General features: G+C 42.7%; 15 protein-coding genes. 3 read left to right on the forward strand and 12 right to left on the reverse strand.

The genetic code is table 11. From position 1 onward, the window contains the following. Nucleotides 1–32: 32 nt before the first annotated feature. Both CHX35_RS12375 and CHX35_RS12380 read right to left on the reverse strand, forming a co-directional pair. Nucleotides 33–1,322 (reverse strand): glycosyltransferase, encoded by a 1,290-nt coding sequence (locus tag CHX35_RS12375; RefSeq protein ID WP_091837877.1) that lies wholly within the window; start codon nt 1,320–1,322, stop codon nt 33–35. A 42-nt stretch (nt 1,323–1,364) separates the two neighbouring features. Next, nucleotides 1,365–3,557: a tetratricopeptide repeat protein gene (locus CHX35_RS12380; RefSeq protein ID WP_091837878.1), complete on the reverse strand. Its 2,193-nt coding sequence runs from the start codon at nt 3,555–3,557 to the stop codon at nt 1,365–1,367. 572 nt (nt 3,558–4,129) lie between these two features. Here CHX35_RS12380 and CHX35_RS12385 point away from each other — a divergent pair. From CHX35_RS12385 to CHX35_RS12395, 3 genes are all read left to right on the forward strand, one after another. Further along, on the forward strand, nt 4,130–5,401 hold the full coding sequence (locus CHX35_RS12385; RefSeq protein WP_091837880.1) for an MFS transporter: 1,272 nt from the start codon (nt 4,130–4,132) through the stop codon (nt 5,399–5,401). Between the two features lie 200 nt (nt 5,402–5,601). After that, nucleotides 5,602–6,405: a hypothetical protein gene (locus CHX35_RS17595; RefSeq protein WP_176392064.1), complete on the forward strand. Its 804-nt coding sequence runs from the start codon at nt 5,602–5,604 to the stop codon at nt 6,403–6,405. Nucleotides 6,406–6,423: 18 nt separating this feature from the next. Next, nucleotides 6,424–7,041 (forward strand): sortase, encoded by a 618-nt coding sequence (locus tag CHX35_RS12395; RefSeq protein ID WP_176392065.1) that lies wholly within the window; start codon nt 6,424–6,426, stop codon nt 7,039–7,041. Between the two features lie 210 nt (nt 7,042–7,251). Here CHX35_RS12395 and CHX35_RS12400 read toward each other — a convergent pair whose 3' ends face one another. The 10 genes from CHX35_RS12400 to CHX35_RS12445 all read right to left on the reverse strand — a co-directional run bounded on the left by CHX35_RS12400 (nt 7,252) and on the right by CHX35_RS12445 (nt 17,397). Continuing rightward, entirely contained in the window at nt 7,252–8,562 is a 1,311-nt protein-coding gene (locus CHX35_RS12400) for a vWA domain-containing protein (RefSeq protein WP_091837883.1), read from the reverse strand. A 133-nt stretch (nt 8,563–8,695) separates the two neighbouring features. Continuing rightward, nucleotides 8,696–10,006 (reverse strand): vWA domain-containing protein, encoded by a 1,311-nt coding sequence (locus CHX35_RS12405; RefSeq protein ID WP_091837884.1) that lies wholly within the window; start codon nt 10,004–10,006, stop codon nt 8,696–8,698. A 222-nt stretch (nt 10,007–10,228) separates the two neighbouring features. Next, on the reverse strand, nt 10,229–11,248 hold the full coding sequence (locus tag CHX35_RS12410; RefSeq protein WP_091837886.1) for a hypothetical protein: 1,020 nt from the start codon (nt 11,246–11,248) through the stop codon (nt 10,229–10,231). A 31-nt stretch (nt 11,249–11,279) separates the two neighbouring features. After that, nucleotides 11,280–12,359, reverse strand: coding sequence for a Tle-like phospholipase domain-containing protein (locus tag CHX35_RS12415; RefSeq protein WP_176392066.1), 1,080 nt, complete (start codon nt 12,357–12,359; stop codon nt 11,280–11,282). A 522-nt stretch (nt 12,360–12,881) separates the two neighbouring features. Next, entirely contained in the window at nt 12,882–14,195 is a 1,314-nt protein-coding gene (locus CHX35_RS12420; RefSeq protein ID WP_091837889.1) for a vWA domain-containing protein, read from the reverse strand. Between the two features lie 68 nt (nt 14,196–14,263). Beyond that, nucleotides 14,264–15,100: a M23 family metallopeptidase gene (locus CHX35_RS12425; protein ID WP_091837891.1), complete on the reverse strand. Its 837-nt coding sequence runs from the start codon at nt 15,098–15,100 to the stop codon at nt 14,264–14,266. Between the two features lie 25 nt (nt 15,101–15,125). Continuing rightward, complete coding sequence (locus CHX35_RS12430) at nt 15,126–15,527, reverse strand: TadE/TadG family type IV pilus assembly protein (RefSeq protein ID WP_091837892.1); 402 nt, start codon at nt 15,525–15,527, stop codon at nt 15,126–15,128. 5 nt (nt 15,528–15,532) lie between these two features. Next, complete coding sequence (locus CHX35_RS12435) at nt 15,533–16,078, reverse strand: hypothetical protein (RefSeq protein WP_091837894.1); 546 nt, start codon at nt 16,076–16,078, stop codon at nt 15,533–15,535. Between the two features lie 102 nt (nt 16,079–16,180). Continuing rightward, on the reverse strand, nt 16,181–16,414 hold the full coding sequence (locus tag CHX35_RS12440; RefSeq protein ID WP_091837895.1) for a Flp family type IVb pilin: 234 nt from the start codon (nt 16,412–16,414) through the stop codon (nt 16,181–16,183). Between the two features lie 71 nt (nt 16,415–16,485). Continuing rightward, entirely contained in the window at nt 16,486–17,397 is a 912-nt protein-coding gene (locus CHX35_RS12445; RefSeq protein WP_091837897.1) for a type II secretion system F family protein, read from the reverse strand. Nucleotides 17,398–17,399: the final 2 nt, after the last annotated feature.

A 17,399-nucleotide genomic window follows, 5' to 3' on the forward strand; every position in this document is an offset into this window, starting at 1 on the left:
CGACCACCTCCTCACTATCCGATTGACCTTCATTATAACTCTCGTAATTGCGGTTGAATCGAAAGAAGTTCCTCTCCCACATCCTCCACTTCTACAGCAACTGCTTCCCGTTCCTGCCCAATCCCATCGTAAAGGTCTAGTAATTCTTTCCTTTCTTTATCCCATGTCATCTCTTTACGGGCTCGTAGTACACCGATAAAGAAGGGTAGCGAGGTCGTTATCACTTGATTAATCGCACGAGCGATCCCTTGTACATCCGAAGGATTAACAAGCAACCCTGCACGATACGTTCCAACCACCATAGATTTCCCTGGTTGATCACTCGCTACCACGGGTAATCCTGCTTGAATGTATTCAAAAATCTTATTGGGCGTTGATAACTGATGGTTGAGGCAATTACTATGTTGCAGAGCCACCCCCAGATGGGCATGGGAAATCATCGACAACAACTCACTGGGAGGAACCGAAGGGTGAAAATACACCCTTTCCTCCAATCGATTTTCCCGGATAAGCCCTTCCAAGGCCTCACGTTGGGCACCATCACCCAATAATACGAGCTTAATGTGTGAAGGTAAGAATGTCAGGGATTGGATTAACTCTTCTAATCCCCCATTCTTCACAAAGGTACCCTGGTATAACACCACCTTGGCATCCGATTCGAGGCCAAAACGTTGGTGAAAATACTGTTTGTCTTCTTCGTCGGGCAATTCCTCAAGGGCATTTGGGATGCTTCGTACCACACGTGTCTCTACCTCGCTATACCGTGCCATGAGTTCCTTCGCCATCAATTCATTTACTGTGATAAGACGGTCAACATGATGGATCCACATGGATTCCGCACGGTACCCCATTGCACGTTCCCAACGATTCTTTCCATTCCGTTCATTAAATAATTCATGGGAATCGTAGACCAACATCGCCCCTGATTTCCGTTTAAGATAACCACCAATACTAAGCGTATATAAATCATGACAGTGAATCACATCATAATGGGAATCTTCGCACAAACTCCAAACCCGGAAGGAGAATTGCCTCTGAGCAACTACATCCTTTGCCAATTTAACAATGGGATTCCGAATGATCCGATAGACGCCCCGTTTTACCCGATGGTCTTGCTGTCGTTCCACAACGCGCTTGATTCGCTTCGTATGAATGGGAAACCGCAGTAAACGAACGCGTTCATGTAATTCTGGTGTTGGTTGGACGGTGGTCTGCACGCAGGCAATATCCACTTCCCAGCCCTTCTGGGCCAGGGCGACGGCTTCCTGCTGTACACGGGCATCAAAATGGATGTCTCGGAACAGGATCATTAATACGCGCATCGCCAGTCACCCTCAATCTAAGATAGTAGGAGGCGACTTCTCCTACTTCTTCTTTTTCTTTTCTTGTTTTTGAAATTCTCCAAGCGCTTTCTCATATCGGGCATTACCAGCATCTAACTTGAGAGCTTGTTCATACGCATTTTTTGCTTCTTTTTTCTTTCCTTGTTTTTGAAGCACAACCCCATATTGATACTGATAGCCTGCTATTTTAGGAGAGAGACGGACTGAGTTTTGCGCACTTTTTTCCGAAGCAGAGAAGGAACCATAGAAGTATTGTGCAATCGATAGATAATAGTATCCCTGGCCGCTCTTAGGATCCAAGCTTACCACTTGATGAAAGGCATGAATCGCAACTTCCGTCCGCTTCGCCATCTCCCCCCGGTTCTTCTTAGAGTCGCCACCATCGTGATACACCTTTTGTCGATCAGCAAGATAGGCTTGACCCACCTTCATCCAATAAAAGGCGCCCCGCGGCTCTAATTGCGTCGCCTTCTCTCCATGCTCCTTTGCCCCTTCAATATCACCCGTATGTAATAAGTAGTAGGAAAGCATGCCATGATAGCGAGCACTGTCTGGTTCTAACTTCACAGCTTTTTGTAGCGCTTGTGCCGCAGCATCATAGTTTTCACGTGCCCCGTATACTTTTCCGCGGTGATAGAGAAAACGGGGGTTATCCGGGTCGAGTTTAAGCGCCTTCTCTACTGCGTCGCGCGCTTCGTCCTTCTCCCCGTCCATTAGGAGATATACACTTAACGAATCATAAACGCGTGCCTTTGGTGCTGTTTTTACACCTTTTTTCAAGACATTGATTGAACGATCATGTTGTTTTTTTTCGTTATAAAGATTGGCCAAGTAAATGAGATACTCTTCTTCCTTAGGATCCGCTTTCACCGCTTTTTGTGCCTGGGTAATCGCCTCATCGAGATGATGATCCTTAAAGGATTTGACAGATTCCCCATAATAACGGGCAGCCTCTTCCGCTTCGTCAGCGGAGAGACCACCCGCATTCAGAAAGTACGCACCAATCCCTCCCCCCAACAAGGCGACAACGGTCGCGATTGCAATTACTGGCCGTCGTGACAACCATGCCTTTACAGGGTGAAGCGGAGTAGGTTTGGAAGAACGATCGCTTTCAGGCTGTTCCTTCAACCTCTCAGTTCCATCTTTGGATGTCCAAACCTGCTCCCCTTTCGGTTGAGGGAGAGGCTTCTTAGTCGATTGCTCCGGCAAAGGTGCTGGTTCCACCTTGGAAAGAGAAGTGTCACTTGTCTCCTCCACCCTTACTGAAGGGGTAGGGGCAACCGTGGTTCGCTTGATCCAAGGACCCGCATCGACCTCACCTGCTTCCCAGCCTTCCCAGCCCGTCGCATCCATGGGATCGGTTGCCTCTTGACTACTTGAATCAGGGAACTGAAAGAGATAGGTCTCCAAACTCTCCTTGTCCGGTTTTAGCCAGTAAATGGGGTCACTTTTTTTTTTTTCAAAGTCCGTATTTAGAGGAAGGGCGTCTAACCATCCCCAAATATCTGACACCCGCGGTCGCGACTTCGGATCCGCTGTCAGGCTCTTGATGACGAAATGTTCTAACTCTGGTGGCACATCGCGCCGGTATGATTGGATCGGTGTAACCGAGCCAGGTACGGGACTCGCACCGGTCAACATGATGTACGCCAATGCTCCGAAGGAATACGCATCCAATGGTTCTTCCCTCTGTTGCTCCCCCGCCGGAGTGGGCGGCTGATTTCCTCCCCCCCTCTTGGGTAGCATTCCAATCGGTCCACCATATAAAAACCGGACCGAATCCTGAGAAAGAATCATGTTTTGTGGATGGATAACTGTAAATTCCCTACGCTCATACATCCGTACCAAGTGACCGGAAACGACTTTTAATATGTGTATGGTCTCGGCTAATGAGAGCGGTACTGATCGATATAGATGATCAGCCATCAAATTACCATCTAATTTTCCGAACACTTGGTACAGGATTCCCTTTTCCACAAACAACCCTTGAATCGGAAAGAAAGAAAACCGATTACGCTTCAGGAGTGCATCTGGTCCTGCTCCGCGGTTCACCGAACGGAGATCCAATGCATGGATAAATCGGGTCACTCCACCTCCACTTTGTTGCCCAGAAGGACAAACTTCGACATAATACAATGCCCCCTGCACAAAGGGAAACGCTTGCAGAACCCGATACGCTTGGCGAATCCACTCACCCTTCTTCTTCATATTCATTCACTATCTGGCTCCTTCATACGAAAATCAAGTTCGTTCTTTCGGCCTATACTATAGTACGAATTTATCCAACACTGCCTGAGTTACCGGTTGGAGAAAGTGATTTTTCTACAGGTTTCTACAATTCTTTTACCGATCTTCATTTTATCATAAGCTGTGGAGTCAGGCACCCCTTCACACAGAAAATGCTGTCATTTTTTTCGATAGATCCTCTCTTTTGCCAAGAGAAACATGTTTAATTATGATTGAATACTCCCTCTGCTAATGAATCTCCTATTTAAAATGGCTGTTCTTTTTATAGTACTTTTGCACTAATCATCTTGCGATCATTCCGTATATTGTCAGTATTCGATGGCTGAAGACACTGCCGGCTTAGCGAAGTGTCCCCTATCAGGTTCACTTCCCAGGGAACTTCTTCTCTTCATATTCCTCTAGTTATTATCATGATTTATAAAACCGCAGATCCCCTTTTGCTAATTTTTACACATCCACCACTCGAAAGAGGGTAGCCTGTCAACGATGGCGTAACTATTGTAAGTGTACTATTTTTCTCCTTAGAGAGGATGATCCCGATGAATCAAAAGGCTGTCCGAGCGTGGGTGTTCTATGATTGGGCGAATTCCGCTTTTGCTACCACCATCATGGCGGTGGTCATGCCCATCTATTATGCCGATATTGCAGCAAAAAATCTTGCTGGTGAGGTGAAAACCGCTTACTGGGGTTACACCCAATCCATCGCATTAGTCCTTGTCTTTCTTTTATCCCCGGTATTAGGAGCCATTGCCGATGCAACGGGGTCAAAGCGTCCCTTTATGCGCTTTTTCACGTATATGGGGGTCATCGCTACCTCGCTATTATTTTTTGTAGGTGAAGGAGACTGGGCCTTCGCGTCCCTCCTGGTCATCTTAGGGACTGTTGCCTTTTCTGGCGGAAATGTCTTTTATGATGCCTACTTACCTGATCTTGTACCTGATGAAGAAAGGGATATGGTCTCTTCCCGTGGTTACGCTTTTGGATATATCGGAGGGGGGCTATTACTCGCCCTAAACCTCGCGATGATCACCTTTCCAACTGCCTTCTTTTTACCTAATGGTACCGTCGCTACCCAAGTCTCTTTTCTCACAGTAGGGATCTGGTGGTTTGTCTTCTCCCTTCCTTTTTTCCGCCACGTCCATGATCGCAAGGAAGCCAAAACCGACAGCAGGCATCCCTTTCTACTTGCAAAGGAAGGAGTACGCTCGACCATCAACACCATCCGTAAACTGGGACGTTACCCTGAACTACTAAAATACCTCATCTCCTTTTGGTTTTTCTCAGATGGGATCAATACCCTGATCAAAATGGCAACCATTTATGGCCGTGAGATTGGGATTGGACAGCAAGACTTGATCGCAGCACTATTGATTACCCAATTTGTTGGTATCCCCAGTACCCTTCTTATCGGTAAGCTATCCAACCGACTGGGTGCAAAATCCACCCTTCTTTTTACGATCTTTTCTTACTTCCTCATTGTCTTACTCGGGTTCTTTATGCACACAGCCTTCCATTTTTATCTGCTTGCAATTTTAGTAGGTCTTGTGCAAGGAGGAAGTCAGGCGCTGAGTCGTTCGATCTTCTCCCGCCTCATCCCACCTCAACAAAGCGCCGAGTTCTTCGGCCTCTATGGGCTATCTGGGAAATTTGCTTCCATATTTGGTCCAGCCGCTTTTGGTTTTCTTGGGCAAATCACAGGTTCTAGCCGATATGGGATTGCTGCATTGGCGCTCTTTTTCCTCGTCGGCTTTATCATGTTGTATGTGGTAGATATCGATAAAGGAAGAAAAGAAGTTAACTCGCTTTCATAAATAACCAACAAATCGGATTGTAACATCATAATCATTAACCTCCCTTGCAAACTTCCATTCTCAACCAACAATCATCCAGAGGAATGGATTCTACTCAAATTTTAACAGTTTTCATGCCAAATTAGACCAAAAGTCGTATACAAACCAACAGCAAAAAATGTCAAACTGAAAAGGAAGTTTCTTCAAGGGAGGAATTGATTTTGCCAATTATGAAAAAGCGTATGGCTACCTTGACTACATTAGCTGTCGTCGGACTGATGGCGACACAACCGATTAGTTATGCAAACGCAAGCCCTTCAGCAACGATCGGGGAAAAGGATGCACCTAAGGTAGAATTAGGAGAACAACTCTTACCAAAGAACAGCCCTATTTTCCATGTTGCTGTTCCAAACCCAGTACCATCCCCTAACCCAGCACCAGAGGATCCGCCAGCCGATCCCGATAATCCGCCACCTGACGATCCAGAGGATCCACCGATCGATCCACCCGATCCTGGTGACGATAATCCAGATAACCCTGGCGACCCTGGTGATCCTGGTGACCCTGGTGACCCTGGTGACCCTGGCGATCCTGGTGACCCTGGTGACCCTGGCGATCCTGGTGACCCTGGTGACCCTGGCGATCCTGGTGACCCTGGTGACAACCCGGACAACCCAGACAACCCAGACAACCCAGACAACCCAGACAACCCGGATAATCCAGACAATCCAAATAACCCGGATAACCCTGGTACCGACCCGAGTGATCCAGGCACACCAAACAACCCAGGCAATGGCGGCATCAACTTGCCCCATCCTGACGACCCTTCCACTGGTGACAAACCGGAATCAGTTGGCACCATCAATAACGCAAAAGACCAAAACAAAGTGGATGACAAGGAAAAAGGGAAAGATATGCCAGGTACTTCTGTCTCCTATCCAATGCAAATCGCAGCGGGTATTATGGTCGCTCTTGCAGGTGCCGCACTCTTCTTTGTCCGTCGCCTGAAGGGAAACAAAGCCTGATCCGAAGGATGAATTTGCTTGTTCTTACGAATCTTATCTGCCCTCATCATCGTGAGCGGGCTCTCCCTAGCCGGATATAGTGGTTGGCACTTGTGGCAAGAAACCCATCTTGTCAAAACGTATGACGACAAGTACTCCGTCTCGGCCAAAGAGGAGAAACAGCCCCTGAAACCTCTAGACAAAGGCATCCATTACAAGAAAAAAATTAAAATTGGACAATCGATCGGGGACCTGATCATCCCCCGTATTAAGGCACGCGTCCCTCTTATTGAAGGCATCGGATCCAATGAATTGGCCAAGGGCGTAGGTCATTATCCTGGCAAAGGCATGGTCTTCCCCGGTGAAACCGGGCACGCCGTCCTAGCCGGCCATCGCGAAACCACCTTCAAAAAAATGAAGGATATTAAAAAGGGCGATCACCTCATCATCGTAAACGATGAGGGAACCTTTACCTACAAGGTCCACAAAATGTGGATCGTCAAAGCCAATAACCGTACCGTGATTGTACCGAAGAAAAAACCGATCCTTACCTTAATCACCTGCTACCCCTTCCAAATGTTTGGAAGCTCTCCCCAACGCTATATTGTTGAGTCACAGCTGGTTAAGATTGAGAAGCCAGGAGAGAAGAAGTCTTAAAGTAGGTCGATTCGGAAAGTATTAAAACCCCCACTCCCAGGGCCCGGGAGTGGGGGTTTTATGTTAGGTAGTTAACATAAGCGGTAGAAGAGGGAGTTATCATTGATCTCGACGATTTTCTTCCACAGAATCGAGGCCTTCTTTGACATCGTTGTCTATTTCATCATGTGTGTTATCGTGTTCATGATACTACTATGCCATGTCGACGTTTTACTTATTTTTCAGCTTTTTTTCCGTCGAATCGAAACCATCTCTATAATTCTTGTCTACTTGGTCTGATGTCTCTTGATAGCCTTTGTCAATTTCATTGGATACCTTTGAATATCTAGCTGAAAAATAGTTGTCAATTTCACTATACCGTTTGTAACTGTATTCATTTAAATGATCTAACTCTCTTTTTTCCAACATATATCCTACTACTTCATCAAATCGATTATTCTCCCTAAGATGCTTATTAGTTATCTTACTGTTTAATGTCACTAAATTATTTGATTGACTTCCATAATCACTAGCAAGTTGTCCAGACGCTTTTCCATTATAATGGATCCATTTCATCTGCAATTCAAGATATTGTTTATGAAAATATTGCTTCAAATCCTCTTTCGACTGTGCTGTAAAATAGGTTCCACCACCGGCTTCCGCCACTGCTTGTAAGGTTTGTTGTTCCTGGTTATTTACATCAAAGCCGATGATATTGACAGTGGCTTTAATATGGGCTTTGGTCAATGCTTCTGCTTCTTTCGCTGGGTCTCCCCCACAGGTTTCTAGTCCATCACTGACAACAAATACAACATTCTCTGCCTTTGCATTCCCTTCGGTTGCAAAGCTATCCTTGGCTTGTTTGATCGCGCCTGCTAGCGGCGTCCAACCCGTCGGTTGCAAGTCATTTAAAACCGACTGAAATCTCTCTTTATCCATTGCCTTTAGTGGATAGACTTCCTCTACGGCTGCACAGGATGCTTTTTTATCCGCTTTGCTGTTGCCCCCCTTGTGTCCATAGGCAATTAGTGAGACCTTGGCATCCTTAGGTGCTTTCGATACAAACTCTTGAACCGCTTCCTTAGCGACCTTCATCTTTTGACCACCACCCACCTGTGATGACATACTACCACTGCTATCGAGCACAATTGCAATATTTGTCCCTTTCATACTAGGTGATGTCGTATTATTGCCAGGTTTTTTTACCTTTGCGTAATTCGTATCAAACTCGTCATAGGCTTTTTTCTCTGGGCGAAAGTCCTCACCAATTAAATCAACAATGCGATTAAAGATTTCCTTTTCTGATGCGTTCTTTGGTATCTTGTCTAACTCTCGCTCCACTTTCTTCTTGTCATAGCGGTCCCCTGCATACTTCCCCTCCTCTCGCTTTAATATCTCGTCCATTTTTATTGGTAATTTTCGATTCTTGGGTTGCTCTTTTTCTCCTTTCCCTGCAGATGCTTGATCAGCGGTGGGGGCACACCCCGCCACCATCAGTGTAAGCAGTAAGCTAAGAACCCACATCCGTCGTATGGTTTTCATAATTTTTTCCTCCTACGTTAACCTAATAAATAGATCCTTCTTATATAGAGACGTTCTTCTGTGCTTAAGGTTTCACATTAACGATACATAAATGTCTCCATATAAAAAGGCCCTCGCAAGGGCCTTCTTACAATTAGTCCATTGAGTTTAATCCATCTTCTTCTTTTTGCTCCGTTGCTCCCTTTTTCTTTCCTTCCTCCTCTTCTAATAAATCTGAAATTTTGGTACTCCGATCCTCATTATAATCACCAATCATTCTCCATCTCTCAAGCTCAATTTTCTTATATAAAATATCGTACTCATCTCCATAGTCGCCATCTTCTAACTTATTATTTTCATTCAAATAGTTCATTGCAGACACCATTTGTTTATTTTCTTGTCCATTTAGAGAACGTATATTAGATTCCACATTCCAAACTGCTTCTTGTTTTTCCGCCCATATCTGGCCAATTTTTATATTTGTCCTCGCTCCCCAATTTTTCCACGCTATCTCTAAACGTTGTCGTTCGGCTTTAAATTGTTGTTCCAACTCTTCCTTCGTCTGAACCGCAGTATACTCTCCCCCACCGGCTTCTGCGACCGCTTTTAACCCCTGTTGCTCTGCATCATTTACATCCAACCCGATAATGTTGACCACTGCTTTGACGTTGGATTCATGAAGGGACTGTGCAACGGATACGGGATCTCCTCCACAGGTTTCTTTTCCATCACTGACGACATAAACCACATTCTCTGACCCTTGCCCTTGGGATGCCAGGTCACTTTTGGCGGCCTTGATCGCTTCAGCAATGGGTGTCCATCCCGCTGGTTTAACCGACGCCATCGCTTTCTCTAAACGGTCACTGTCAGGCTTGGCGAGTGGATACATCACCTGGTTGCTTGCACAGGACTCCTTTTTATCCGCAGTACTGTTGCTCCCCTTATATCCATAGACTCGTAGGGAAACTTGTGCAGAAGAGGGGAGCTGCGAGACAAAACCACGGATCGCCTCCTTGGCTAAATCCATCTTCTTTCCCCCTGATATCTTCTCCGCCATACTTCCACTCGCATCCAATAGGATCGCTACATTCAGGTGCTTACCTGCTTGCGCTGCTTTCTTTCCTTCGGGTGTATCTAAATCAACCTTAATTGAAGGATCAAAGCTATCATATTTGTCCACCAGTGGACCATAGTCTTCGGCCAATAACTGAACAATGTGGCTATACGCCTGATCGCCCGTTAAATCATCCGGTAGTTTGTTAAGGGCTTGATTCACTTTGTCTTCGTCATAGTGATCACCGGCGTACTTTCCTGGGCCCTCTCGTAACATTCCTTCAACTTTAGTCGCGGGTTGAAAGGGTTTTTTCTTCTTTGCTTCATCGGTTTTTGCTGGTTCTGCTGTCGGTTTCCCACAACCTGAAATGATAAAGGTAAGGATGAGAGCCCATATAATTATTTTCTTCATATTGTTCCTCCGTAAAGTAATCTCCTTCCTCTATGTAGACGGATAGAATGAAAAAAGGTTTCAAAAAACGACTATCTTCTAGGTCCTTTCCTTAGGAATGGAATAGAAGATAGTCGTAACTGATTGTTATCATGATACCCTTATGATTATTTAGTATTTTCTACTGACCATTTCGGGTTTTTCCCATGGAGTTGACCAAATGAGGCATCCACTCCTTATTAGTCAATAGATCTCTAAATATTTATCCACATCAGCAACCGACTGGATTTCGGATATATCATTAATTTCTAAATATCCTGTAACATACTCTCCATATTGTATCTCATTTGTAAAATCGACTTTCTTTACCCCTTTTTTCTTCAATGAAGGCTTGTAATAAGTAATCTCTAAGCTTGCATTGATCCCTTTTTGATTCAAGTACTCAATAAGTTGATAAGCCTCATCCATCTTTTCCTGGGCATTCTCGTTAGTTAATTTAGCCGATATGTTCACCATCACTTGTTGTTGATAACGATCCGTTTGCTGGCGAATCTCCAGATAATTCCGCTTTTCTGTAATCATCTTTTCTTTTACTGTAGGCGCTACAGTCACCGTTGATTCCCAATTCATCATGGATGTAAATACTTGTTCCATTGTCGGACGAATCTCTTTCATCCCTTCATCCGCCAATACATGAGAAAAATAAGAATCTACGTACTTTCCCTTACTATCTTTAGATATATAAAAACCATTAGACTGTTCGTCATCTTTTAGATGACCCCTCATCGTATATCGCGGGGATTGCCTGATATACTCGATTTTGTCCACATAGAATTCTTTTCCGTAACGGTCCTTCAAGTAGGCTTCTGCTTCTTTTTTTAATTCTGTCTTCTTTTTAGGAGATAGTTCATTAGTACCCGACAGTAATTTATTTAACGATATCATAGCTTTTTTCTCGATACTGTAATCGATAATTGATAATGTAGTTCCCAAAAAAAGGAGTACAATCAACGGTTCGATAATATATCGCTTTCCTTTAGGCTTCTCTCTATCTCCTCGAATGATTTGTATACCTACAATAACTGTATCGATCAAGGTAGCCACTACAAGCAGATACATTGGAATTGGCGATATAAAATAGCTAAGAGCAAAACAAATGACATATATACCAACAAATAAATACCCTTTTCTTCGTTGTCCATTTACCAATTGACCCGTTCCTGGTAGCAATAAAGAAGCAATTACCGAGAATAAAATCCTCAAAATTTTCCATCCTCCCTATATTATCTTATAATTATCTATCTATATTACCGTCTTTTCTGTATTGATTATCAAAGGAATCTAAACTATGCTCATTTGTTACTTGATCACTACCACCTGAGACAAAACTTAAACCTCCCCTTATAACAGCACCTGCATCACTAGAAATAAGTGGGTGTAAATAGTCGTTTCTCTCTGATGGTTCGCCATCACCAGTAACTACCGTTTTACCATAATGTAAACCAAAGCTTCCAACCGCATCTTTTTTATTCACATAGTTTATCACTTGATCATCGTTACCTCCAGTCGAATTCTTCACATCCTCCCAGAGATTTAAGCGTTTATTAAATACCCCTTTAAGGATCCCTCTAACTGAATAATTAGAAGTCGGCTTCAATCCAGGTGCATTATATGTAACTGCAGGTAGACCAGTTTCTTTAGCTGCTTTTTGCGCAAGATAGCCCCCTAATGAATGTCCGGTTAGTACTATTGATGAATTTTTGGTTTTGGGATTTTTTTTAACTTCTTCTACAAATTCTTTTGCTGAAACGTCCTGTAAACCATTATCTTGTGACCATAAACTATAATTCTGGCCCCACCAATCTGCACCGTAATTCTCCGTATCAGATCCCCGATATGCTATTATGACTTCTCCAGTTTTTTTATTTTTTACAGCAATAGCTTGAAAACCAGTTCCCAAATCTTTTCTACCTATAATTTGAGCATTGGGTTTTCCAAATCTATCAACTCCAAATATATCATTTAAGTCTTTATTTTTAATATCGGTTATATGATCATAAACTTTATCAGACATCTGACTCAACTGCTGATCCGTAGTCCTTACATCTTTAAAACCATGAGCTTGCTTTCTTTTTGGTATTTTTGCGTATTGTTGATCCGCTGTGTTAGTGCTTTTTTTCGGAGAGTTTGGCTGATGTGTATCATTACCACTCAAATCCCCATTAATAATTGCCATTATTTTTTCTTTAATTAATGTCTGACCACCACCAGAAGAATAATTTACTAGTACCATAGCTACAGATACAGCTAATACTATTATGATTACATACTCTAAAGTGGTAGCTCCTCGTTGCCACCACTGATTTTTATGCATATTCATTATTATCTCCTTTATTTAATTTATATTAGAATTTTTAATATATTTATTGATGGATACCAGTGAATATATTATAGTGAGTAAAATCTATACACTAAGGAAACAGTAATTATCGATATGGAGTGTATATTGAGACGCTTTTCATATCTTTTACCTCACCATCAACAGTTAGGCCATAAGAAGTCTGAACTGTTAATTATTAGATAATTGGATGACGGAGAGAATGTGGGAACAAAAAAGAGTTGCTATTGACGCAAAAAACACTTTCCCCTACAAATTAATTGAGAACGTGCAGTGAAAATCCCCTTTGGGAAGCGCATTCAGTGATGATTCGTGGCCCTATGCTCTACCTAATCGAAGTCTCCTCTAGGTTAATAGCAATTCCCTTCATTCTCTCGTAAGCCTTTATATTCCATAAACAGGTTAACCAATATACCTGACAAGAGGTATCGGATCTTTTATATAGAATTTAATATTAAAACATCGAAATAATATATACATTTTTATTATTATATAGATTTAATCAATAGAATTTATTTCATCTTTACTTTTTTGATCAGATATTTCTCTCTCTTTTGTTTTCTCCTTCTCCAATAAGTTCTCGATCATATGTGAACGTTCTTCATTATAATCAAGAATCATTTGTCTTCTCTCAAGTAAAATATGCTTATATAATACTTGATACTGATCTTTATACTTACCATCTATTAACTTATTGTTTTCATTTAAATAGTTCATTGCAGATTCCATATGTAATTTTTCTTGGTCATCATTTAACGCTCGAATCTTATTTTCCACATCCCAAACGGCTTCTATTTTTTCTGACCATGTTTGACCGATTTTCGTATCCATTTTTACTCCCCAATTTTTCCACGCTATCTCTAAACGTTGTCGTTCGGCTTTAAATTGTTGTTCCAACTCTTCCTTCGTCTGAACCGCAGTATACTCTCCCCCACCGGCTTCTGCGACCGCTTTTAACCCCTGTTGCTCTGCATCATTTACATCCAACCCGATAATGTTGACCACTGCTTTGACGTTGGATTCATGAAGGGACTGTGCAACGGATACGGGATCTCCTCCACAGGTTTCTTTTCCATCACTGACGACATAAACCACATTCTCTGACCCTTGCCCTTGGGATGCCAGGTCACTTTTGGCGGCCTTGATCGCTTCAGCAATGGGTGTCCATCCCGCTGGTTTAACCGACGCCATCGCTTTCTCTAAACGGTCACTGTCAGGCTTGGCGAGTGGATACATCACCTGGTTGCTTGCACAGGACTCCTTTTTATCCGCAGTACTGTTGCTCCCCTTATATCCATAGACTCGTAGGGAAACTTGTGCAGAAGAGGGGAGCTGCGAGACAAAACCACGGATCGCCTCCTTGGCTAAATCCATCTTCTTTCCCCCTGATATCTTCTCCGCCATACTTCCACTCGCATCCAATAGGATCGCTACATTCAGGTGCTTACCTGCTTGCGCTGCTTTCTTTCCTTCGGGTGTATCTAAATCAACCTTAATTGAAGGATCAAAGCTATCATATTTGTCCACCAGTGGACCATAGTCTTCGGCCAATAACTGAACAATGTGGCTATACGCCTGATCGCCTGTTAAACCGTCTGGTAATTTGCTAAGAGCTTGATTCACCTTGTCTTCGTCATAGTGATCACCGGCGTACTTTCCAGGACCCTCTCGTAACATTCCTTCAACTTTAGTCGCGGGTTGAAAGGGTTTTTTCTTCTTTGCTTCATCGGTTTTTACTGGCTCTGCTGTCGGTTTCCCACAGCCTGAAATGATAAAGGTAAGAATGAGAGTCCATGCAATTATTGTTCGCATGATTAACCCACCTTTCAAATAATTATGTAATATAATTTCATAATAAAACAATATTATAAATGATATTTCTATCTCAAAAACGGCATGGGATCAACCGGATGACCACCAATTCGAACTTCAAAATGTAAGTGGGGTCCACTACTGTTCCCGTTGTTTCCGCTTTCCCCGATTTTCTGACCTCTTGTCACACTCTGTCCGGCATGTACGACTGGCTGATCATCATACATATGCGCATATAATGTCTGAATTCCACCTCCATGGTCAATAACAATATAGGTTCCATAACTTCGATCACCAAGATTCACAACTTTAAGAACCCTTCCACTTTCGGCTGCAAATATATTTGTTCCAATTGGTGCTGGAAAGTCTTGTCCTGTATGCCCTGAGTAACCATTGATCCCTACTCCGGGTGCAGCATGTATGGGAGCCGCTAATTTCCCACCAGGTAGTGCTGCCCCATTCAAAAAAGCACCACCATGTCTCCCACTTGAACTTCCAAAGCCATATGAAGCTGCCACGTTATTCAATACAGGTGCATCTGAGTCGCTTGAATATGTAAACGCCTTTGAGTTAACAAAAATAATTGGTATATTCGTATTCGCAGAAACTGTTACTTCCCCATGATTTACTTTCACACTTAATTTTTTAAGTTTATATGCGTTTGATTTACCAAATGAAGATATCCCTTCTTTTCGGGCTGTTTTTACATCCCCCGTTACTGAAGCTACTTTTATCGCATCACGAATAGCGCTATGAGTATCCATAATTGCTAATGAAAAAATTGCAAACTGCCAAACAGCCATGCTAATTAATAGAACAAGTGGTAAAATGGTTACAAACTCGACAGAAGCTGCTCCTTTGCGATTACGTAGCATCGTAGCGATCCGGCGTATATACAATTGCATACTTTCTCCTCTCTATTTTGCAATCTTAGCGATAAATAATAATTGACTTCTTCTTACTATGATAAGTTATATACTTATCAGGCAGAAAAACTACCTTGATCTTTGTTACAGCACGCACAGTAATGTGGTTATCCCATATAGGTTTGCCTAGTTTATTCGTACCTAACTTTTTCTGGTATACATCGAAGGATTTTAAATGATAGTACTTTGTTAATCCAAACTTCTTCTTACCATCCTTCTCTGCTTTAACGATTTGACCTGTACTAGCTGCATATCGGGCTTCATCTCTGATCGTATTCTCTGTTTCTACTATAGCCATTACACAAATCGCCAGTTGCAAGATAAAACAGACAGTCAATAAAAGAAGAGGCACCAATGCAACAAATTCGACTGTAATACCTCCTCGTCGATTTAGCCACGCCTTCACTTTCTTCACCTATTCCCTCGGTTGTATTCGATATGAATAGTATCGTTTGGTAAGCCTTTCAGGTAATAACGCACTGGCCCAGCCCCGTCACCCTGAATGTCTTGCTTAGAAAAATAGTTCCTTGCAATCATTGACTGAAATGGTGTACCTGCTCGGACTACTACACGCCCACTGCGCGAAGTAATCAAGCCCTTCCCCTTCGCACCATGTTTACGTGTATATTGTTTCACTACTTCGATCAATTCGTTTCGATGACGCTGGATAGACCACTGGATAAAAGCCCTCCTTTGAGCATTTGAACCAATTGCCTTTTGATAATTTCCTTCATAACGTTCCAGCCAAAGGGTCAAATCCGCATTCACCCATCCATCGATCTTATGTGTAGCTGCTAAACTAGCGGCATCTCCAGCCATCTGACTATTTGAATGAGACATCCATGCCACCGCTAACGACCCAATGAACATAAAGAGTAAAGCAAAAATAGGAAGGCTTGCTACCCACAAGGTAGTTACATTACCTTTTTTGCTTTTAATAATCCAAAAACCTTTCATTTAATCCTCCATTTTTATGAATAATAGGCATATGCTTAGCATATGCCTATTATTTTTTTTACTAAATTTTTATTATTATTGTTTATTTTCATCTTCCGGTTATTAAGGTTTTTCTGGTTTTTCTGGTTTATTCTCCCCGCCTTTGCCAGTAGTATCAATGGAACTAATTACAGATGAAACTTTAGCTTTTAATGCATTGCCAATTTCACCGCCATTTGATACTAATACACCACCAATTAAAGCTGCCGCTGCTAACACCGTTACATATTCTACGGTTGATGCACCTTTACGACTCTTGACAATACCCTTAAACGATTTAACAATGAAATTTTTCATCCCAATTCCTCCAATAATAATTTTAATTGCACCCTATTACCCCTCTTATTTCCAATCACCTCCCTTCGATTCTAAAAAAGGCTATAGTCCCCATACAGAAATTGTAGGGCCAGCACACCAAAAACCAAGATTAGGATTGAAGGGGTCAGGACCAACCCTGCTACTGCTGAAATTTTGGGTTCCGATTTTCCCGCCTGTTCCTTTGCTTTCTCCGCACGCATGGTTCTCATTTCTGAAGCTTGTTGGGCGAAGGTTTCTGATATCGGGGTACCTAAGTTATGGGCTTGGATCATTGATTGAATTAACGCTTCCAATTCAGGGGATTCCGTCCGTTCTATTAAAGAGCGATAAGCCGTTTCCCGCTGTACTCCAAAAGATATCTCCTGGTTCATTCTCATAATCTCTTCACTTAAGGGACCACGTTGCGTAGCCACATAATAGTCCAGCGCTGAATCTAAGCCCATCCCTGCTTTTAAGGTAATGCTCATCATATCTAGAAAATCTGGTAGTTCATACTGGATCTCCTGCTGACGCTTCTTTGCTCGAAGTTTGATCCATTGGATCGGAAACATATACCCTGCTAACGGTCCAAATGCCAAACCAAAGGATCCCAAAGGAAGACCCAGTAGAAAATATAACAACCCCCCAACTCCAAAAAGCAATGTACCAACAATTTTAGCCCCTTGTAAACGATCGATAGTTAGACCATGGGGACGACCTGCTTTTACGAGGTACTCTCTTAATTCCTCTTCGTTACTCATCAGTTCAATACTTTTTCCTGCTTCAGAAAACTTGTCACACCAATGGAGTAAGCTACTTTTCCAACCTTCTTCATCTGGGACATTTGAGGATAATAATGTATCAGATTGTTGTAAGATTTTGGTTGCTACTTCTGCTTGTTCTTTTCGATATTTAATGTACATATATCCTGACATAATCACACAGATAAAGGAGGCAGTCACCAGCACATTGAGTATCATCATCC

The sequence above is a fragment of the Marininema halotolerans genome, assembly GCF_900116235.1.
Classification (GTDB): domain Bacteria; phylum Bacillota; class Bacilli; order Thermoactinomycetales; family DSM-45169; genus Marininema; species Marininema halotolerans.